The sequence below is a fragment of the Streptomyces sp. NPDC050743 genome (genome assembly GCF_044456925.1).
In the GTDB taxonomy this organism is placed as follows: domain Bacteria; phylum Actinomycetota; class Actinomycetes; order Streptomycetales; family Streptomycetaceae; genus Streptomyces.
Window position 1 is genome coordinate 26,922 of record NZ_JBITGJ010000061.1, and the last position, 20,144, is coordinate 47,065.

The window sequence follows — 20,144 nt, forward strand, 5'->3', positions numbered from 1 at the left end:
ATCTGTCGCGGAGATGGGCGGGCTCAGGTTCTACCTGGTCCAGCCGGAGACCAGGTGGACCCGTGCGAGCGCGACGATCAGACGGCGGCGGTCCGTTCCGCCCACGCCTCTCACCGAGAGCGGCGAGGGCGACCGAATGCGGTCGGCGGTCGGCCCAGGAACAGGGACGAACGTCCCCTGGCGTGCACTCGTAGTGCGGCGATGTCATGAAGAAGGACTCGACCCGAGAGTCATCGCACCCGGCACTCAGGTATGCCATGAATGACCGACCCTCCCTCACGGCACGACTGCGTCGCTCGACGGCGGGTGTGTCGCCGCGGCTCGAACCCGTCCTGCTGGCCGTGACCGCGGCGGCCCTGATCGCTGGTGGCATCGCCTGGCTCATGGATGCCGGTGACTTGGCCGGCCTCTTCTGGGAACTGGGCACCCTCTTTGCCCTCGTTCCCGCGGTGGGATGGGTGCTGGCCGCCCTGCGGCAGGGCCGCACAGGTGTGGACCTCATCGCCGTACTCGCGCTCGGCGGCACTCTGGCCGTGCACGAGTACCTGGCCGGTGCCCTGATCGCACTGATGTTGGCCACTGGCCGCACCCTGGAGGCCGCAGCCCAGCGACGTGCCTCGCACGACCTGCGTGCCTTGCTGGATCACGCACCACGCTCCGCACGCCGCCGCACTCGCGGCGGGGTGACCATGGTGCCGCTGGCGGAGGTCGCCGCCGGTGACCTGCTCGTCGTCGGCCCTGGTGAGGTGGTTCCCGTCGACGGCCGCGTGGAGAGCGCCGCCGCGGTCCTCGATGAGTCGGTGCTCACCGGTGAGCCCCTGCAGGTCAAGCGGGCTGGCGGGGAAACCGTGCGCAGCGGCGTGGTCAACGCCGGAGGCGCCTTCGAGATGCGGGCCACGGCCACCGAGCAGGGCAGTACGTACGCCGGGATCGTGCGACTGGCCCAGCAGGCCGGCGCCGGGTCCGCGCCGGTCGTGCGGCTGGCGGACCGGTACGCGACCTGGTTCCTGCCGCTGTCCCTGGCGGTGGCGGGACTGGCGTGGCTGATCAGTGGTTCGGCCGTACGAGCGGTCGCCGTACTGGTGGTCGCCACCCCGTGCCCGCTACTGCTGGCGGCTCCGGTCGCCATCGTCTCCGGTCTCTCCCGCGCTTCCCGCATCGGCGTCGTCATCCGCGACGGCGGCGCCTTGGAGAACCTGGGCCGCGCCCGCACCCTCCTGCTGGACAAGACCGGCACCCTCACCCGAGGCCGGCCCCGCGTTGTCGACGTCACCGCCGCCCCCGGCGTCAAACCCACGGAAGTCCTGCGCCTGGCGGCCTCCCTCGACCAGTACTCGCCCCACGTACTGGCCCAGGCCATCGTCGACGCCGCCCGGGATCGCAAGCTGGAGCTGTCGATCCCCTCCGGCGTCACCGAGGAACCGGGCCGGGGCGCCACCGGCACCGCCGATGGGCACCGGCTCGCCATCGGCCGTATCGCCGCCGGCGAGGACCGGCCGACCTGGGCCCGGGCGGTCGACAAGCGCGCCCTCCTCGACGGCGCGGCCGTCGCCTGGCTGACCCTCGACGGACACCTGGCCGGCGCCATCCTGCTGCGCGACCCGCTGCGCCCCGACGCATCGCGCACCCTGCGCCACCTGCGGGCAGCGGGTTTCGCGCGGCTGCTGATGCTCACCGGCGACCGAACCGCACCCGCCCGCGAAGTCGCCACCGTCCTCGGTCTGGACGACGTACGCGCCGAGCTCTCTCCCGCCGACAAGGTCGCCGCCGTACGGTCCGAAGGCGAGCACGCGGTCACGGTGATGGTGGGCGACGGCGTCAACGACGCGCCCGCCCTAGCCGCCGCCGACATCGGCGTCGCCATGGGCGCACGCGGCTCCACCGCCTCCTCCGAAGCGGCCGACATCATCCTGACCGCCGATCGCGTCGACCGACTCGCCGACGCCGTCGCCATCGCCCAACGCGCGCGGCGCATCGCCGTCCAGAGCGCCCTCGGCGGCATGCTGATGTCCCTGGCGGCCATGGCCGCGGCCGCTGTCGGCCTGCTCCCGCCCGCCGCCGGCGCGCTGCTCCAGGAGGGCATCGACGTCGCTGTCATCCTCAACGCCCTGCGCGCCCTGCGAGTCGGCCAGGCCACACGGCCGGCCCTCGCTCCGGCTGCCGAGACCCTCATCCACCGTTTCGCCGCCGAACACGAAGGGCTTCAGGACGTCCTCGAATCCGTCCGCGACACCGCCGACCGCCTCTCCGACTCCCCTGGCCGGCAGGCCCTGGAAGCCGTCGAGGAGACCCACCGGCTGCTCATCGAGCGGCTCCTCCCGTACGAGTACGCCGAGGAGCACGAGCTGTACCCAGCCCTCGCGCCGACGCTCGGCGGACCCGAGGCCACCGCCACCATGAGCCGTGCCCACACCGAAATAGAACGTCTCTCCCGCCGCATCGCCACCCACCTGCAACTTGCCCACGCAAGCGGGGGCCTCTCCCCTGAGCAACTCGACGACCTGCGCTCCTGTCTGTACGGCCTGAACACGATCCTGCGCCTGCACTTCACCCAGGAGGAGGAGAACTACTTCTCCCTCGCTCCCTGAGCGACGGCATCGTCAGCCTCCTCGTTCCGCCCCGGCAGGCGAGAAGGATGACGCGGATCTGAGCCGTCCGGCCGCGGACGGGGGCCCTTCGACCCAGTGCGGACAGGGCGAGCCGGGCGGATGGTCGAAAAGGGCCCGAAGGAAGGAGGGGCCGGCATGCCATGGGAGACCATCCGGAAGGACACTCCGCCTCCGCTGCGCACCGCCCCCAATCTGCGCGACTACGACAAGGAGTGCGCGAGCTTCTCGTGGCAGGCGGCACGCCGCAGGCTACAGGGGCTGCCTGGTGGGCGGGGACTGAACATCGCGCACGAGGCCGTCGACCGGCACGCGGCATCGGACCGGGCCACAGCGGTCGCACTGCGCTGTGTGGGACGGGACGACTCCGTCACCTCGGTGACCTACGGGGAGCTGGCCCGCTCGACGGCACGGTTCGCCAACGTGCTCCGCGGCCTCGGGATCGGGTACGGCGACCGGGTGGTGACGCTGCTGGGACGCTGCCCCGAGCTGTACACCGCGGTCCTCGGCACGCTGAAGAACACCAGTGTCCTGTGCCCGCTGTTCTCCGCCTTCGGACCGGACCCGGTGTTCCAGCGGATGACGCTGGGCGACGCGCAGGTCCTGGTCACCACGGCGGACCTGTACCGGAAGAAGGTCGCCGGGCGACGCGACGCACTCGCCGCCCTGCGCCACGTACTGATCGTCGGCGAGGGCGCGGACGAACTGCCCGGAACCCTGCCCCTCACCGCGCTGATGGCCGACGCGGCCGACACCTTCACGATCCCGCCGACCTCCCCCCACGACATGGCCCTGCTGCACTTCACGAGCGGCACGACCGGCATCCCCAAGGGCGCGGTGCATGTGCACGAGGCGGCCGTCGCGCACTACGTGTCCGCGCTGTACGCCCTCGACCTCCACGAGGGCGACGTGTTCTGGTGCACCGCGGACCCGGGCTGGGTCACCGGCATGTCCTACGGGATCGTCGCCCCTCTCATGCACGGCGTGACGGTCGTGGTGGATGAGGGCGACTACGACGCCCGCCGCTGGTACCGGATCCTCGCCGAGCAGCGGGTGAGCGTCTGGTACACGGCGCCGACAGCCCTGCGCATGCTGATGCGGACGACGCCGAGGACGGGGCCGTACGACCTGCCCCGCTCCTTCGACCTGAGTGCGCTGCGGTTCATCGCATCGGTCGGTGAGCCGCTCAACCCGGAGGCCGTGGTGTGGGGTCGGGACGTGCTCGGCTTGCCGGTGCATGACAACTGGTGGCAAACCGAGACCGGCGCCATAATGATCGCCAACTTCGCCGCCTGCGACATCCGCCCCGGCTCGATGGGGCGACCGCTGCCCGGTGTGGAGGCGGCGGTGCTGCGGCGCGGCGAGGACGGCCGGGCAGAGGTCGCCGACGGGCACGTCACCGTGTTGGAAGAGCCCGGCGGGGAGGGCGAGCTGGCGCTCCGGCCCGGCTGGCCGTCCATGTTCCGCGGCTATCTGCACGACGAGCCGCGCAGTGCGGCGGCCTTCGCGGACGGCTGGTACCTCACCGGTGACCTGGTGCGGCGCGACGCCGACGGCTGGTTCTGGTTCGTCGGGCGCGCCGACGACGTCATCAAATCGGCAGGACACCTCATCGGTCCGTTCGAGGTCGAGAGCGCTCTGATGGAGCATCCGGCGGTCGCCGAGTCCGGGGTCATCGGCCGGCCGGACCCTGTGGCAGGGAACATTGTCAAGGCCTTCGTCACGCTGCGGCCGGGCTTCGACGCGAGCAGCGCGACCCGGCGGGATCTGCTGGCCTTCGCCAGGCGCCGGCTGGGCCCGGCCGTGGCGCCCCGCGAGATCGCCTTCGACCAGCACCTGCCGCACACCCGTAGCGGCAAGGTCATGCGCCGCCTGCTGCGGGCACGGGAACTCGGGCTGCCCGAGGGTGACATCTCCACCCTGGAGGACTCCACTTCGGAGGCTGTCTCCACGGCGAGGACGGAGCAGCCCGCATGACCACCACACGCAGCCCCCGCGCACCGCGGCCCGCCGCCCGGTCGAACCGTCAGGCCGCACATCGCCTGGCCCTGCTGGAATCCATGTTGCGCGTCCGCCGGTTCGAGGAACGCTGCGTGGAGCTGTACAGCGCGGCGCGCATCCGGGGATTCATGCACCTTTACATCGGCGAGGAAGCCGTGGCCGTCGGCGTCAACGAGGCGCTCACGGACGACGACGCGGTCGTGTCGACGTACCGCGAACACGGACACGCACTCGCCCGCGGCGTTCCGGCCGAGGCGATCATGGCCGAGATGTTCGGCAAGGTCACCGGCTGCAGCCGAGGCCGTGGCGGCTCGATGCACCTGTTCGACGCCGGCCGCCGCTTCTACGGCGGCAACGCGATCGTCGGCGGCGGGCTCCCCCTCGCGGCCGGCCTCGCCCTCGCCGACCGCATGACCGGCCAGGGCCGCGTCACCTGCTGTTTCTTCGGCGACGGCGCCTTCGCCGAGGGCGAGTTCCACGAGACCGCCAACCTCGCCGCGCTCTGGCAGCTGCCCCTGCTGCTGGTCTGCGAGAACAACCTGTACGCGATGGGCACCGCTCTGGCCCGTCACCAGGCCCAGACCGACCTCGCGCTGCGCGCGGCCGCGTACGGCATGGTCTCCTGGGCCGTCGACGGCATGGACGTCTTCGCCGTAGAGGACGCCGCCCGGCGGGCAGCCGAAGGGGTGCGTGCTGGAACCGGGCCGCACTTCCTGGAGATGCGCACGTACCGCTTCCGCGCCCACTCCATGTACGACTCCGACCGCTACCGCGACAAGGCCGAGATCGAACACTGGAAGGAACGCGACCCGGTCGAGGGGCTCGTGCAGCGGCTGCAGGATGCGAAGGAGCTTTCCGACAAGGCTCGCACAGCCTTGGAGGACCGTCTGGCCGCTGAGATCGACGCGGCCGTGGAGGCGGCCGAGCAGGCTCCGGAAGAGCCCGTCGAGGACCTGCTGAAGTACGTCACCAGCCCAGTGGAGGTGACCCGGCCATGACCACGACGCACACGCGTGTCGCCGAAGCCGCCGCGCCTTCCGACCGGAAGACGACGTATCGGGAGGCCATGCGTGAGGCCATGCGCGAGGCGCTGCGCAGCGACGAGCGGGTGTTTTTGATGGGCGAGGACGTGGGCCGGTACGGCGGCTGCTTCGGTGTCAGCCTCGGCCTGCTGGAGGAGTTCGGGCCCGAACGGATCCGCGACGCCCCGCTGTCGGAGTCGGCGTTCGTCGGTGCCGGCATCGGTGCCGCCCTGGCGGGCATGCGGCCGATCGTCGAGATCATGACGGTCAACTTCAGCCTGCTGGCCCTGGACCAGATCCTCAACAACGCGGCGACACTGCTGCACATGTCGGGCGGCCAACTGCCCGTACCGATCGTGATCCGGATGACCACGGGCGCGGGACGGCAGCTCGCGGCCCAGCACTCGCACAGTCTGGAGGGCTGGTACGCGCACATCCCGGGCCTGCGGGTCCTCGCCCCGGCGACTCTCACCGACGCCCGGTACATGTTGGCCCCCGCGCTCGCCGACCCCGACCCGGTGCTGATCTTCGAGCACGGCAGCCTGTACAACGTCTCGGGCGACCTGCCCGCCGACGCGGGGCCGGTCGACATCGACCACGCGGCCGTCCGCCGACCCGGCACGGACGTCTCGCTGATCACGTACGGCGGGTCGCTCCCCAAGGCATTGGCCGCCGCCGACGACCTCGCGAGCGGCGGCATCAGCGCCGAGGTCATCGATTTGCGCACGCTGCGTCCCTTGGACGACGCCACCGTCGGCGACTCGGTCGCTCGCACCCACCGTGCCGTCGTCGTCGACGAGGGCTGGCGCACCGGCAGCCTCGCCGCGGAGATCTCGGCACGCCTCACGGAACAGCACTTCTACGACCTCGACGCCTCCGTAGAGCGGGTGTGTAGCGCCGAAGTGCCCATACCTTACGCACGCCGGCTGGAGGAGGCCGCGCTGCCTCAGGTCGACGGAATCGTCGCAGCCGCGCACCGCGCCGTGGGCGAACCGGTGCCGACTGGAACCAACGGGGCGGAACGGCAACCGGTGACCGGAAGGTCGGGCTGAGATGACCGCGTTCACCATGCCCTCGCTCGGCGCGGACATGGACGAAGGGCTGCTGCAGGAGTGGCTCGTGAGTCCCGGGGACCGGGTGCACAAGGGTGATGTCATGGCGGTCGTGGAGACCGACAAGGCCGCCATCGAGGTCGAGTGCTTCCAGTCCGGGACCGTGGGGCAGTTGCTCGTCGAGCCCGGTACCCGGGTGCCGGTGGGAACACCGCTCGCGCTGATCGAGGACCAAGCCGTGCCATACGAGCGGGCGGGCGTCGGGGAGGCCATCGTGAGCAAGGCGCCCACGCGCGCGGCGGCCGACCAGGAACCGGCCGCACGGCACCAGCGTCCGGCGCCTCGGAAGAAGGCGGCCCGCAAGCCCGAGGCGACTCCGGAGCCGGCACTCGCCGCATCCCGGAAGGAGCCGACCGACGAGCACGTACATGCGCCCCCGGAGCCGTCCGGTGGAGCCGTCTCGGTGATCGGCGTCGGTCCGCTCGTACGGCACCTGGCCGTGTTGCGCGGTGTCGACCTGACGACGCTGCACGGCACCGGCCGGGGCGGCCGGATCACGCGTGCCGACGTGGAGCGCGCCCAGCCACCGCTCGCCCCGAGGGTGCGGGCCAGCCCGTACGCACGGCGCCTCGCCCAGGACCTCGGCGTCGACCTGGCGGCGGTGCGGGGCACCGGGGACGGCGGAGCCGTGCGGGCGGCGGACGTGCGTACGGCCATGCGCACCCTTGCCGGAGGAAGCGGACCCGAGCGACCCGATCGAGGCCCGCTGATGGGCGACAAGCGTCCGGACGCCGCCGTACGAAGAGACAGCCGCCCGGAGGACCGTACGGACACCATGCGGCGTGCCATCGCCGACCTCATGAGCCGCTCCAAGCGGGAGATCCCGCACTACTACCTGTCCACCACCATTGACCTGACGATCGCCGAGGACTGGCTCCGTCGGATCAACCGCGCTCGTACGCCCGCCGACCGACTCGTGCCCGCGGCCCTGCTCCTGAAAGCCGCCGCCATCGCGGCACGCGAGGTGCCGGCGCTCAACGGCTACTGGCAGAACGGTGGATTCTCCCCCGCATCCGAGATCAACCTGGGCCTCGCGGTCTCACTCCGGCAGGGCGGACTGCTCGCCCCGGTGATCCACAACGCCGACACGCTGCCGCCCGACGCCCTCATGACCCGTCTGAAGGAGTTGGTACAGCGTGCCCGTCGAGGGCGGCTGCGCGGGAGCGAGATGGCCGACGCCACCCTGACCGTCACCAGCCTGGGCGACCAGGGCGTGGAGGCCGTGTTCGGGGTGATCCTCCCGCCCCAGGTGGCCCTGGTGGGCTTCGGCGCCGTCGTCGAGCGGCCCTGGGCCGTGGGCGGGATGCTCGGAGTGCGTCCAGTGGTGACCGCGACCCTGGCCGCCGACCACCGGGCCACGGACGGCGCCGTGGGGGCGCGCTATCTCACGGCGGTCGACCGACTTCTGCAGAGACCGGAGGAACTGTGAGTCAGATGAAGCCACTGAACAACGCGGAGGCTCTGTCGCTGATCAAGGAGTCGATCACGCAGGTCATCCCCGACGCCGACTTCACTCTGGTCGAACCGGACGACAAGTTCCGCGATGTGCTCGAACTGGATTCGCTCGATTTCCTCAGCCTGGTCGAGCTGCTGTCCGAGCGTGCGGGCGTCCGTATCGACGAAGAGGACTACCCGGACCTGACCACGCTGTCCGACACGACGCGGTTCCTGGTCGAAAGGACCGGCCAGGGGTCATGACGACTCCCGGTGCAGCACGACTTTCAGGGCGCCTGTGCTGGTGCCGCGCGCGAACGCCTCATAGGCGTCTTCCATCCGGTCGAGGCCGAAGGTGTGGGTGACCAAGGGGGAGACGGGCAGACGGCCGAACCTCAACAGCTCCAGCAGCCACGGTGTGGAGGACGTGTCGACCTGGCCCGTGCTGATCGTCACGTTCTTGCGCCAGAGGGACTCCAGATGCAGTGACACCGGTTTGCCGTGCGTGCCGATGTTGGCGATGTGCCCTCCCGTGCGGACGGCGCGCGTGCAGAGCACGAAACCGTCCGGGTCGCCGGACGCCTCGATGACCACGTCGGCCCCCGGCCCCTCGGAGAGGTCGGCGATCATGGTTCCTGGCGATTCGGCGGCATCCGCCCCCACACGCTTGGCGTTCTCCAGCCGAGCGCCGGCCAGGTCGACGACGATGATCCTGCGGGGCGAGTAGAGCCGCGCAAGGACCACCGTGGCGAGACCGACGGGGCCGGCGCCCACCACGACGACGGTGTCTCCGGGGCCGACGTGTCCGTTGCGGACCCCGACCTCGTAGGCGGTGGGGAGGAGCTCGGCGAGCAAGACCGCGTCAGCGAGCGGGAGGTCGGGGGGCCGTCGGGTGGTGGAGTGATCGGCGAACGGCACGCGCACCAGTTCGGCCTGGGTGCCGTTGATCAGACTCCCCAGGATCCATCCGCCACCCCCACGGCACTGTCCGTACCTGCCGTCGCGGCACTCCGCGCAATCACCGCAGGCCGAGACGGACGACACGATCACCTGATCGCCGGGGCGCAGGTGGTGGACCTGCTCACCGACGTCGACGACCTCGCCGACGGCCTCGTGGCCGAGGACCGTCCCCGGCTTCACCTCGGGGAAGTCGCCCCGCCGGATGTGCAGATCAGTGCCGCAGACGGTCGTTGCGGCAACCCGGACGATCGCGTCGGTGGCCTCCTCGATCACCGGATCGGGGACGGTGTCCCAGGAGGTGTGTGCCGGGCCGTGGTACACGAGCGCTCGCACCGCTTTCACTCCCTCGCTCCCCCACCTCCACGGTCACCCCCGCACCGCACCCGGGCAACACGGCCACTCGTAACACCTCAATCCGGCTCCATGTACGGGCGGCGGAAGACCGCTGCCTGACCGGTGCCCCACGGGCGTACGGCCGCCAGCGCCTGGGCCACCGCGGACTCCAGCGCGCCACTGGTGTCGACCGGGACGGCCTCGGGCCACGGCGGCTCCTTGGCAGCCATTTCGGTGGCGATGTCGAGGCCTGCGTCGGAGATGCCGGGCGCGCGCGCACTCAGGCGGGCCGCCGACAGTTCGCCCGGCACCTGGCAGTGGAGGGCCACCAGTTCGGCGCTGGTGCGGTCGGCCACGCGCAGAGCGGCTTCACGCTGTGCGGCGTCGGACCAGGTGGCGTCGAGGACCACCGATTCACCGGACGAAAGCAGTGCGGCCGCGCGGTCGAGCAGGGCGGCGTAGGTCCGGGCCGTCCACTCGGGCGTGTACAGCCCTTCGCCGTAGCCCGCCGCGGCGGACTGCTCCGCCGGGATGCCCGCCAGCTCCTTGCGCATGCGGTCACTGCTGAGCAGGGTGACCCCCAGCCGGTCGGCCAAGGCCCCGGAGAGGGTGGACTTCCCGCTGCCCGGCAGTCCGCCGACGAGGGTGAGGCCGACGGCGGAGGTGCGCAGGTGGCGCAGTGCCATGGCGGCGAGCCGCCGCGACGCCGCTTCGGCGCCGGACGTGCCCTGCCGGGCCTGGATCACCGAGACCTTGGCGCGGACGAAGGCGCGGTAGGCGACGTAGTGGTGCCACAGGGACGGGGGCGCGGGATCCCCGGAGTATTCGCCGTACCGGACGAGGAAGTACGCCGCGGCCTCCGGGGTTCCGAGCTGTTCCAGGTCCATGGCGAGGAAGGCGGCGTCGTCGAGGCCGTCGACATAGCGGAGGCGGTCGTCGAACTCCAGGCAGTCCAGGACCCGGGGGCCGTCGTCGAGGCAGAAGACGTCCTCGGCGAGCAGGTCGCCGTGGCCGTCGACCACCCGTCCCTGCTCGATACGGGTGTCGAACAGCCGCTTGCGACCGGCGAGATAGCGGCGCGCCAGCCCCTCGATCTCCGTCAGGCAGTCGGGCACGGCGCCGTCCGCGGCCAGTGCCTGAACTTGCGCGAAGCTCGCCTCCCAGCGTGCCGACAGCGCGTCCCGCGTGCCCTGCTCGTCCACGTCGCGGCCACGGGGTGCGTGCGCGTGCCATGCCGCCAGTTGCCGGGCTACGGTGCGAAGGACGTCGTCCACAACAGCCCCCGCCCGCACGAGATGGGAGAGGCGGCGCTCCTCCGGCATGCGGCGCATCACCACGAGTGGTTCGGGTGACTCCCCATCGGGACTGCGGAACTCACCGAGTCCCACGTAGACGTCGGGGGCGAACCGGCGGTTGAGGGCTATTTCGCGCTCGCAAGCGGCTCGGCGGGCCGCGATCGTGGTGTAGTCCAAGAACCCCAGATCGACCGGTTTCTTGAGCTTGTAGGCTCGGTCGCCGACGAAGAACAGCGTCGCGGTGTGGGTCTCGCACACCGCAGCGCGCGACAGCGGCTCCCCGTCGTGCGGAGCGCCCGACCGCAGAGCGGACACGTCGGCACGCGGCTCGCGGAGACCGGGCTCAGTCATGAGGAACCACGGCGACCGGGCAGCGTCCATGATGGACGGCGGCCTGCGCCACCGGACCGAGGTGGGGCGCCAGACCGGTACGGTGCCGGCGTCGGCCCACGACCAGCAGTGAGGCGCCCTCCGCAGCTCGTACGACGGCCTTGGCGGGGCTTTCGAGACGGATGCTGTCGGCCACGTCCACCCGCGGGTACTTCTCCCGCCACTGCTGCAGCGCTTTGCTCACCTGCTCGTGCGCGCCCCGGGTCGCCTCCTCGCTGAAGCCGTGGTCCACTCCCCAGGGCGTACGCGCGTGAAGCGGCACGCTACGGCCGTGGACGGCGAGGACGGGGACGCCCCTGGCCGCAGCGGTATGAAAGGCGAAATCCAGTAGGCCGTCCGGCGATCCGTGCAGCTTCAGGGCCACAACGACACGGCTCGCCGCCGTGGCTGGTCTCCCCTCGTCCCGGGGTTCGGCGCGCACCAGCACCACGGGCCGCTCGGCCCGTGCCACGACGGGCATACTGACGTCCCCAAGGAAGTAACTCGCGACGGACTCGAGTCCTCGGGAGCCCAGGACAACCATCTCCGACTCGGAGGCCGCTTGGAGCAGAGCGTGCTGGGCATCGTCGGCGACCAGACTCTTGTCGATGGCCAGGCCCGGGTGCCGGGTCCGGAGTTCCGCCTGCGCTGTGTCGACGAGACGCTTCGCCCAGTAGTTCTGATCGACTTCCGCGGGGAGACGAGCCGGTTCCGGGGCAAGCGTCGGCCACGCGTGCAACAGCCGGAGAGTGAGCTTCCGCCTCCCGGCCTCGTCGGCGGCCCAGCGGGCGGCGGCCAGACTCTCGGGCGAGCCGTCGAGGCCCACGGTGACGACTGGTTGCATGGCGGCGGTCTCCGTCTCGTAAGAAGCTGAAGGGGACGGCGAACGAGTCCGATCGTGTGGACGGTCCGGACATCGCCTGCATACCGGGAGCGACGAGTTTCTCCCCTTCGAGGATCTCCCGGTCCTCGCCACGGCGCATGTGGACCCCTGAGGCGGGCGCGAAAGCGGGGCGTGCGGCAGGAGAGGAGACAGGCGCGGTGACAATTCCCCTGGTGGTGGGTGTCGACGGATCCGAGGCAAGCCTCGAGGCCGTCGACTGGGCCGCCGACGAGGCGGCCCGGCATGGGATCCCGCTCCACCTGCTGCACGCGGTGGCCGGCGAGCAGGAAGCGTCCGCCGTGATCAGCGCTGCCTCGGCGCGCGCCAGGGAGGGTGTTCCGGCGGTGCGGCTGTCCAGCGAGGTGTCGCACGAGGAGGCGGCTTCCGCCCTGGTCGGCAAGGGGCGCAATGCTTTCGCGCTGGTACTGGGGAACAGGGGACTCGGAGATCTTTCCGGCATGCTCCTCGGCTCGGTCAGCCTCGCCGTGGCCGCACGCGCCGACTGCCCGGTGGTCGTGGTCCGTGGCAGTTCGGAGCACCGCGCTGCCCGGTTCGGAAGCGTCGTCGTGGGTGTCGAGGACGGGGAGGGCAGCGGCACGGCCGTGGACTTCGCGGTGCGCGAGGCTCAGGTGCGGCGCTGCCGGCTCGAGGCCGTGCACGCCTGGAGTGCACCGTCCGGTGCGTGTACGACACCCCAGGCAGCCTCGTGGCAGTTGGAGGCCCACCGGCGTCCCCCGGCGCAGGTGCTCGACGACGCTCTGCGCCGGCCTGTAGAAAGGTACGGCGACGCCGCGGTGAGCCGGCGCTTGATCGAGAAACCGGCGCGCCAGGCGCTGTTGGAGGCCGCGTCGACCGCAGATCTACTGGTCGTGGGCGCTCGGCGGCGACTTGGGCATCCGGGACTGCAACTCGGCCTGATCAACCACGCACTGCTGCATCACGCACCGTGTCCCGTGGCCGTCGTACCCCAGATGTGACGGCCGCAGGATCGGGCCGCACGACCGGCTTCCAGGGCCGGGCGCCGGTAGCCCGGGACCTTCGGCCCCGTGATCCAGGACGGCCGTCGTCGGATCGTGGAGCCGCGGAGGCAAGGAGCGAACGATGTCGCGCACACCACGGCGCTCACCGGCCACGGAACCGCGCACGGAGATCGGCGACGAGCTGGCAGCAGGCAGGGCGCTGGTCGATCTGGCTCATCAGCCGCTGGAGACCGCCGAACGCGACGTCCAGGCCAACGCCCCACAACCCAGCACCCGCCAGACAGCCGGACAACCCCTCTGATGCCCAGCCGCTTCACAGCGTGCCGGTAGGTGTGTCCCGGGCGTCATCCGTCCGGAAAGAGATCTGCGCGGTGACCGAGACCACGCCGTCGACGCCCCGGCACAACTGCTCGATGACGGGGATCAGACTCCTGTGCTCCACGGTGCCTGCAAGGGCAACCCGCCCATCGCGCACCTCCGCGGTCACGTCCCTCGGATCGAGCCCCAACGTGCGCCGCAGAACGTCTCCGGTGATCTCCTCGCGGATGGCGTCGTCACGGCGAAGGAAGACCCTCAGCAGATCACCACGACTGACGACGCCCAGCAGCCGATCGGCTTCGTCGACCACGGGCAGGCGTTTGACATTCTGGGCTTCCATGAGGCGGGCTGCCTCGACCACGGTCCACTCGGGCCGGGCGCACACCGCGGGAGCGGACATCAGTTCCTCGGCCCGGGATCCCTCGGCCTTGGCACGTTCCCAGGCCTCCAGATGCGGAATGGGGGTCCTGCCGGACGGGTCGGCCTGGTCGGCGCTCTTGCGCAGCAGGTCGGCCTCGGACACCACGCCCATCGGACGGTCGAGCTCGTCCACCACGGGTACGGCGGTGACGTCGTTCTCTTCCAGCAGCCTTACGAGCTCCTTGAACGGCGTGTCGGGCCGTGCCCGGACGACGTCCCGGGACATCAGCTCCTCGACTGTTCGGTGATGCATGGTGCCTCCCGGGTGCGGGACACCCACCGCGCGGATACGAGGCCGCCGCCCCGTGCGGCGGTGCGGCCCGCGTGGCAGGTTGGATACAGCACCATTCTGAGGAGAGGGCGGCGACCATGCGAGCTCACCTCGGCGACCAACTCGTCATCGAGAGTCCGGCGACCGGCGGCGCCAGGCGCGACGGCGAGATCGTCGGACTCCACCACGACGACGGAACACCCCCCTACGACGTGCGCTGGTCGGACACGGACGATGTGACGCTCGTGTTTCCCGGACCGGACGCCCACATACGCCATCTCGAGCACGAGCAGCCCCCGGGGGTGGGCGAGGCGCCGCCGACAACCGGCGAGGCGGCGGCCGCGTCTACGGTGACCAGGCCAGCCGGAACGGGCAATCCCGGTGACATCGGCCGGCGGGTGGCCGTCGAACGCCGAAGGCGCGGACTGAGCCGAGAGGAGACAGCCCGCCGCGCGCGAATGTCGCCCTACTATCTGGCCCATCTGGAGGAACAGCCCGCCGATCCGACCTTGGCGACGCTCATCAGACTGGCCGACGCGCTGGGCACCTCGGTCGCCGCACTGCGCGGCGGAGGCATCGATCTCCCGCCCGGTCAGGGCCACGCACTGCTGCACCCCCAGATTCGGGACCTCAGCCCCCAGGAGTGCCGCACCCTACTCTCCACGCACGGGGTGGGGCGGGTCGCGGTGGCGACGGCCGACGGCCGCCCGGCGGTCGTCCCGGTCAACTACGAATTCGTCGATGACGCCATCGTCTTCCGGACCGCACCCGACTCTGTGACAGCGGCGGCAGCGGAGACGGAGGTCGCCTTCGAGGTCGACCACGTGGACGACGCCCTGAGCCAGGGCTGGAGCGTGCTCGCCGTCGGACCGGCACGTGTGGTGACGGACCCGGAGGCGGTACGCGGGCTCGCCCAACGCACGCACACCACGCCGTGGGCGGGCGGCGCGCGCGAGATGTGGGTGTCGATCGAGCCCACCAACCTCACGGGCCGCCGGATCACCCCTGCCGATCAGTAGACGGCCATGGCTCGGACGCAGGGCTGTCCGGTCCGGAACCCTCGCCGCTCAGTCGGGACTCGACGCCCACGACGCCCTCCAGCCCGCTCACGAGGCGCTCGGCGACCCAGATGAGCGAGGTGTCGTGGACGGGTCCGAGGAGCCTGACGACGCCGTCCCGCACAGACACGTGAATGGCGTGGGCGTGCAGGGGGAACAGGCAGGACACCACCGTGCGGCGGACCTCCTCCTCGATCTCCTCGTCCGACCGCAGGAAGACCCTCAGCAGGTCGCCACGGCTGACGATGCCGCGCAATCCGTCCTCGGCATCGACGACGGGGAGCCGTTTGACGTGGTGCACGGCCATGAGGCGCGCTGCCCGGGCCAGGGTGTCGTCCGGGCGGACCGTGACAGCGGGCGCGCTCATTACCTCCTCAGCACTCACACCTGCCGCCTTGGCCAGGTCGGACCGCAGTCGGATGCGCTCGGAGCGGGTGGGCAGGCGATCCCGGAACTCCTCCTTGGGCAGCAGGTCGGCCTCGGACACCACGCCGACGACCCGCCCTTCGCCGCTCACGACCGGCAGGGCACTCACGTGGCGCTCGTCCATGACCCGCACGATCTCCTTGAACCGCGTGTCCCGCCCGACGGCGACCGCGGGCGTGGTCATCACATCGCTCACGATGTGCGGAACAGTGACGGGCATGTCTTCGTCCTCGAGGGGCGGCCGATGCCTCAAGCATCACCATGACCTGACAGGTCGCAAACCGGCCGGAGAGCCACCCTGGCCCGGGACCCGGCGGCGTGTCGCGGCGCCGGGCAGGCAGTGCGACGGTGTTCACAGGAGGATCTCGGCACCGGGCGAGAGGGCGGTGACGTCTATGGGACTCCTACTGGTCGTGGGCGTCGACGGATCGGACTCCAGTCTGGCAGCGGTCGACTGGGCCGTGGACGAGGCGGCACGGCACGGTCTGCCCCTCCATCTCGTCCATGCCTCCCTCTGGGAGCTGTACGAGGGAACCCAACCGTCCTTCAGCACCGACCGTCCGGCCGAGGAGGTCATGGCCGAGCACATCGTCGCGTCGTGCGTGGAACGGGCCCGGCGACGCAATCCCGAGGTCAAGGTGTCCGGCAAGGCACTGCCGGAGGACGCCGTGTCCGCGCTGCTACGGACGGCGCCCGAGGCGTTCGCTCTGGTCACGGGATCACGTGGGCGCGGCGAGATCGCCGGGATGCTGCTGGGATCCGTCAGCCTCGCGGTCGCGGCCCGCGCCGTCTGCCCGGTCGTCGTCATCCGGGGCGCGGAAGCCAACCGCCGGGGGGCCTACGGCCGCGTGGTGGTGGGGGTCGGTGACGCGCCCGGTGGCGCGAGTGCCGTACGGTTCGCCGTCCGGGAAGCCGAAGTGCGCGGCTGCGCCCTGACAGCCGTACGGGCCTGGCGCAATCCGTCACAAGAACCCGTGGACCACATGCTGATCGCCGACGACGCCGCCAGGCTGCGCGAGGAGCGGGTGTCGACCAGCCTCGAAGATGCCCTGCGCGAGGCGGTACGAGAGCACCCTCAGGTCGATGTCCGCCGCAAGGCGGTCGAGGGCGCCGCCCACCAGGTCCTCCTGCGGGAATCGGCCGAAGCGGACCTGATCGTCGTCGGCGCTCAGCGCCGGCACGGCCACTTCGGTCTGCAGCTCGGCCGGGTCGGCCACACCCTGCTGCACCACTCGGACTGCCCGGTCGCCGTCGTCCCCCAGCCGGTCTGAGGCCCGCCGCAGGTACCTGGGCCGGCACAGCCCGCGGACCGCGGAAGAGAGGGAAAGGTGGCAGATGTCGGAGTGGACATGGGAGTGGACGGGCTACGACCCCGCCGCCGAGCAACTTCGTGAGTCCCTCTGCACACTGGGCAACGGCTACTTCGCCACACGCGGCGCACTGCCGGAACACCGGGCCGGCCTGATGCACTATCCAGGCACCTATGCAGCGGGGTGCTACAACCGCCTGGAGTCGACCGTGGCGGGGCGGCAGGTCGTGCACGAAGACGTGGTCAACCTCCCCAACTGGCTCTTCCTCCGGTTCCGGGCGCGCCGAACGGACGGGACGTGGAGCCCGTGGTTCTCCCCCGGCACGCACACCCTCCTGGACCACCGGCACACCCTGGATCTGCGCCGAGGCACACTCGCACGGTCCTCCCGCCACCGGAACGACGAACTGGGTGTGCTCAGCGTCGAGCAGACCCGCCTGGTGCACATGGAGGACCCGCACCTGGCCGCACTGCGGACGGTACTCACGGCCGAGGACTGGACCGGGCAGATCGAGATCGAAAGCTCTCTGGACGGTGATGTCATCAACGGCAACGTGCACCGCTACCGCGCACTCGACCGCCACCACCTGAACCACGTGCGAACCGGTGCGCACGAGCCCCACACCATCTGGCTGAGCTGCCGGACCAGCACATCGGACATCACCGTCGCCCTGGCCGCCCGGACGACGGTCCGCGCGGACGAGGCTCCGGCCTCATCAGTGCTTCGGCCCGCCCGCCACCGCGCCGTCCACCGTCTGGTCGTCCCGATCACCCGCGCCCGGCCCGTCACCGTGGACAAGACGGTGGCACTGCACACCTCACGGGACACAGCGATCAGCGATCCCCTCGGCGAGGCCGCCGAGCGGGTGTCCGTGGCGGCGGGCTTCCCGGCCTTGCTCGACTCCCATGTCGCAGCCTGGGAGCGGCTGTGGCGACGCACGGACGTACAGGTGCCCGGAGAGGCCGGCCGCATCCTGCGCTTCCATCTCTTCCACGTCCTGCAGACGCTGTCACCGCACACGGCGGAGCTGGATGTAGGCGTGCCTGCCCGGGGTCTGCACGGCGAGGCGTACCGGGGTCATGTGTTCTGGGACGAGCTGTTCGTCCTCCCCTATCTCAACCTGCACCTTCCGGAGGTGTCCCGGGCGCTGCTGAACTACCGCCACCGACGCCTCCCCCGAGCCTGCGCGGCGGCGGGCGCGGCCGGCAGGGCCGGGGCGATGTATCCCTGGCAGAGCGGCAGCAACGGGCGTGAGGAATCCCAGGAATGGCATCTCAACCCTGTCTCGGGCCGCTGGCTACCGGACCACTCGTGCCTCCAGCACCACGTGGGTTCGGCGATCGCCTACAACGTCTGGCAGTACTGCGAGGCCACCGGTGACACGGAGTACCTGCACACCAAAGGCGCGGAAATGCTGCTGCAGATCGCCCGCTTCTGGGCCGACTTGGCAGTCTTCGACCATGACACGCGCCGCTACCGGATCCGCGGTGTCGTCGGCCCCGACGAGTACCACGACGGCTATCCCGGTGCCGCGAAGCCCGGGCTGGACGACAATGCGTACACCAACGTCACGGCCGCCTGGGTCCTCACCCGCACTCTGCAGCTCGTGCGGCGCCTTCCCGCATGGCGGCGCGAGGAACTGTTCCAGCGGGTCCGGCTGAGCGCCGACGCGCTGCCGGAGTGGGAGGAGGTCTCCCGACGCCTGCGGGTGCCCTTCCACCAAGGCGTCATCAGCCAGTTCGAGGGCTACGACGACCTCGCCGAACTCGACTGGGACGCCTACCGCGCCCGCTACGGCACCATCCGGCGGCTGGACCGTGTACTCGAAGCCGAGGGCGACACGGTCAACCGCTACAAGGCGTCCAAACAGGCCGATGTCCTCATGCTCGGCTACCTGTTCTCGCCCACAGAACTGCGTGGTCTGTTCCGGCGTCTCGGTTACCACCTGGACGACAAGATCTGGCGCAGCACCGTCGACTACTACCTCCAGCGCACCAGCCACGGCTCGACCCTCAGCGAACTCGTCCACGGCCTGGTCCTCGCCAGAGCCAGACGGGCCGACGCATGGCAGTACGTCCACGAAGCCCTGGAGGCGGACATCGCCGACATCCAGGGCGGCACCACGGGCGAAGGCATCCACCTCGGTGCCATGGCCGGAACCCTCGACCTGATCCAGCGCGGCCTGACGGGACTGGAGACACGCGAGGACGCCCTCTGGCTGGACCCGGTGCCTCTCCCAGCGCTGTCCGAGTACGGATTCTCGCTCCACTATCGCGGTCACTGGGGTGTCGGCGTGCGCCGCCGAAGCGGGCAACTGGAGATCGCCGTACCCGACTCGGAAGAGTCGGCGATCCGCGTAGTGCTGGCCGACCGAGCGGTGACCATCGCCCCGGGGGAGACGTGCACGCTCCTTCTCCCGAAGGACTGACGCTGCGGCGGTCGCTGTCCCGGCCACCCTTGTGATCTCCACTCACAGTTGCGTGGGGCTACCACGTCGTGCCGAGTGGCGTGGCGGAGAGCCCGACGCACCGGTATGCAGGGTGATGGCGAGCCAGCACGCCCAACCGACGGGTTGCAGGGCCCAATAGCTGACGGCGCGGTACAAGAGCGTCGCGGCGATCGCCGGGCCGGGCCGGAGACCGTACAACACGAGCAGTGCGGACAGGCTCGTCTCCACGATGCCGAGGCTGCCCGGGGTCAGGCACAGGCTGCCGGGGATCTGGGTGAGCACGTAGGCGAGCAGCAGGCTGTGCCAGGGCACACCGATGCCGAGCGCCCACAGGCTGGCAGCCAGACAAGCGACGTCGAAGACCCAGTTCAGCAGCGCGAACGCGAACGGTCGAAGCCACGGCCGCAGGCCGGGTTGCAGGCCGCGGGCCTGTGCGACCAGCCGGCCGAGTGCCTCCTGACCCTGCTGGACGCGGCGGGAGCCCGTCCCGGTACTCGCCCAGACTCGCCCCACCGCCATCTCCACCATCACCGCCCAGATCATGGACGGCATGGCCGCCTGGCAGAGCCGCCCGCTGGACCGCGTGTACCCGTTCCTGTTCGCAAAGTCATCTGCTCGACGAACGCGATCGAGTCGGTCAACGCCCACATCCGCAAGGCCGTGCGGCACGTGGGCACCTCCCGATCGAAGCCGCCGCCCTCACATGCGTCTACCTCGCGCTGATGAGCCTGGACCCAACCGGAAAGGGCCGACGCAGATGGACCATGCGCTGGAAGGCACCGCTGAACGCCTTCCAGATCGCCTTCGACGGCCGACTGAGCCCAAGCAATCGCCGACCACTCAACAACCAAGACCGGCCGCTAAGTTGACACTCCCCCGCCTCGGGCACGCCCGGCC

The 20,144-nt window shown here is 70.8% G+C and carries 17 protein-coding genes and 1 pseudogene; 12 read left to right on the forward strand and 6 right to left on the reverse strand.

Annotation, left to right across the window (positions count from 1 at the left end; genetic code table 11):
* Positions 1–257: 257 nt before the first annotated feature.
* From ACIBJF_RS37255 to ACIBJF_RS37280, 6 genes are all read left to right on the forward strand, one after another.
* Positions 258–2,588, forward strand: coding sequence for a heavy metal translocating P-type ATPase (locus tag ACIBJF_RS37255; protein ID WP_399180635.1), 2,331 nt, complete (start codon positions 258–260; stop codon positions 2,586–2,588).
* A 156-nt stretch (positions 2,589–2,744) separates the two neighbouring features.
* A complete protein-coding gene (acsA, locus tag ACIBJF_RS37260; RefSeq protein WP_399180637.1) occupies positions 2,745–4,583 on the forward strand; it encodes an acetate--CoA ligase in 1,839 nt (612 codons plus the stop codon).
* Complete coding sequence (gene pdhA / locus ACIBJF_RS37265) at positions 4,580–5,605, forward strand: pyruvate dehydrogenase (acetyl-transferring) E1 component subunit alpha (RefSeq protein ID WP_399180639.1); 1,026 nt, start codon at positions 4,580–4,582, stop codon at positions 5,603–5,605. The genes acsA and pdhA overlap by 4 nt, the downstream gene beginning before the upstream one ends.
* Positions 5,602–6,681, forward strand: a complete 1,080-nt coding sequence (locus ACIBJF_RS37270; protein WP_399180640.1) for an alpha-ketoacid dehydrogenase subunit beta — start codon at positions 5,602–5,604, stop codon at positions 6,679–6,681. The genes pdhA and ACIBJF_RS37270 overlap by 4 nt, the downstream gene beginning before the upstream one ends.
* A gap of 1 nt (position 6,682) precedes the next feature.
* Entirely contained in the window at positions 6,683–8,170 is a 1,488-nt protein-coding gene (locus ACIBJF_RS37275) for a dihydrolipoamide acetyltransferase family protein (RefSeq protein ID WP_399180642.1), read from the forward strand.
* A 5-nt stretch (positions 8,171–8,175) separates the two neighbouring features.
* Complete coding sequence (locus ACIBJF_RS37280; RefSeq protein ID WP_399180644.1) at positions 8,176–8,439, forward strand: acyl carrier protein; 264 nt, start codon at positions 8,176–8,178, stop codon at positions 8,437–8,439.
* On the opposite strand, the gene ACIBJF_RS37285 is transcribed toward ACIBJF_RS37280, so the two are convergent.
* The 3 genes from ACIBJF_RS37285 to ACIBJF_RS37295 all read right to left on the reverse strand — a co-directional run bounded on the left by ACIBJF_RS37285 (position 8,434) and on the right by ACIBJF_RS37295 (position 11,976).
* Entirely contained in the window at positions 8,434–9,468 is a 1,035-nt protein-coding gene (locus tag ACIBJF_RS37285; protein ID WP_399180646.1) for an alcohol dehydrogenase catalytic domain-containing protein, read from the reverse strand. The two genes, ACIBJF_RS37280 and ACIBJF_RS37285, sit on opposite strands and share 6 nt — an antisense overlap.
* A gap of 77 nt (positions 9,469–9,545) precedes the next feature.
* Positions 9,546–11,021: an AAA family ATPase gene (locus ACIBJF_RS37290; RefSeq protein WP_399180675.1), complete on the reverse strand. Its 1,476-nt coding sequence runs from the start codon at positions 11,019–11,021 to the stop codon at positions 9,546–9,548.
* Positions 11,022–11,106: 85 nt separating this feature from the next.
* Positions 11,107–11,976, reverse strand: a complete 870-nt coding sequence (locus ACIBJF_RS37295) for a universal stress protein (protein ID WP_399180648.1) — start codon at positions 11,974–11,976, stop codon at positions 11,107–11,109.
* A gap of 197 nt (positions 11,977–12,173) precedes the next feature.
* Between ACIBJF_RS37295 and ACIBJF_RS37300 the strand changes: the two genes are divergently transcribed.
* Together ACIBJF_RS37300 and ACIBJF_RS37305 are read left to right on the forward strand one after the other, a co-directional pair.
* Positions 12,174–12,992 (forward strand): universal stress protein, encoded by an 819-nt coding sequence (locus ACIBJF_RS37300; RefSeq protein ID WP_399180650.1) that lies wholly within the window; start codon positions 12,174–12,176, stop codon positions 12,990–12,992.
* A gap of 124 nt (positions 12,993–13,116) precedes the next feature.
* Positions 13,117–13,296: a dsRBD fold-containing protein gene (locus tag ACIBJF_RS37305; RefSeq protein WP_399180652.1), complete on the forward strand. Its 180-nt coding sequence runs from the start codon at positions 13,117–13,119 to the stop codon at positions 13,294–13,296.
* Positions 13,297–13,308: 12 nt separating this feature from the next.
* Here the strand turns inward: ACIBJF_RS37305 and ACIBJF_RS37310 are convergent, their stop codons facing one another.
* The gene (locus ACIBJF_RS37310) at positions 13,309–13,986 is read right to left on the reverse strand and encodes a CBS domain-containing protein (RefSeq protein WP_399180654.1); all 678 of its coding nucleotides are present in this window, start codon (positions 13,984–13,986) and stop codon (positions 13,309–13,311) included.
* A 116-nt stretch (positions 13,987–14,102) separates the two neighbouring features.
* Between ACIBJF_RS37310 and ACIBJF_RS37315 the strand changes: the two genes are divergently transcribed.
* A complete protein-coding gene (locus ACIBJF_RS37315) occupies positions 14,103–15,023 on the forward strand; it encodes a pyridoxamine 5'-phosphate oxidase family protein (protein WP_399180656.1) in 921 nt (306 codons plus the stop codon).
* Here ACIBJF_RS37315 and ACIBJF_RS37320 read toward each other — a convergent pair.
* On the reverse strand, positions 15,004–15,708 hold the full coding sequence (locus ACIBJF_RS37320) for a CBS domain-containing protein (RefSeq protein ID WP_399180658.1): 705 nt from the start codon (positions 15,706–15,708) through the stop codon (positions 15,004–15,006). The two genes, ACIBJF_RS37315 and ACIBJF_RS37320, sit on opposite strands and share 20 nt — an antisense overlap.
* A 175-nt stretch (positions 15,709–15,883) precedes the next feature.
* Here ACIBJF_RS37320 and ACIBJF_RS37325 point away from each other — a divergent pair, with 175 nt between their 5' ends.
* Both ACIBJF_RS37325 and ACIBJF_RS37330 read left to right on the forward strand, forming a co-directional pair.
* Positions 15,884–16,759, forward strand: coding sequence for a universal stress protein (locus ACIBJF_RS37325; protein WP_399180660.1), 876 nt, complete (start codon positions 15,884–15,886; stop codon positions 16,757–16,759).
* A 64-nt stretch (positions 16,760–16,823) separates the two neighbouring features.
* A complete protein-coding gene (locus ACIBJF_RS37330; RefSeq protein ID WP_399180662.1) occupies positions 16,824–19,226 on the forward strand; it encodes a glycoside hydrolase family 65 protein in 2,403 nt (800 codons plus the stop codon).
* A gap of 42 nt (positions 19,227–19,268) precedes the next feature.
* Here ACIBJF_RS37330 and ACIBJF_RS37335 read toward each other — a convergent pair whose 3' ends face one another.
* On the reverse strand, positions 19,269–19,790 hold the full coding sequence (locus tag ACIBJF_RS37335) for a YbhN family protein (RefSeq protein ID WP_399180664.1): 522 nt from the start codon (positions 19,788–19,790) through the stop codon (positions 19,269–19,271).
* A gap of 48 nt (positions 19,791–19,838) precedes the next feature.
* Between ACIBJF_RS37335 and ACIBJF_RS37340 the strand changes: the two are divergent.
* Positions 19,839–20,116: pseudogene (locus tag ACIBJF_RS37340) on the forward strand (transposase); the annotation flags it as partial.
* Positions 20,117–20,144 lie beyond the last annotated feature (28 nt).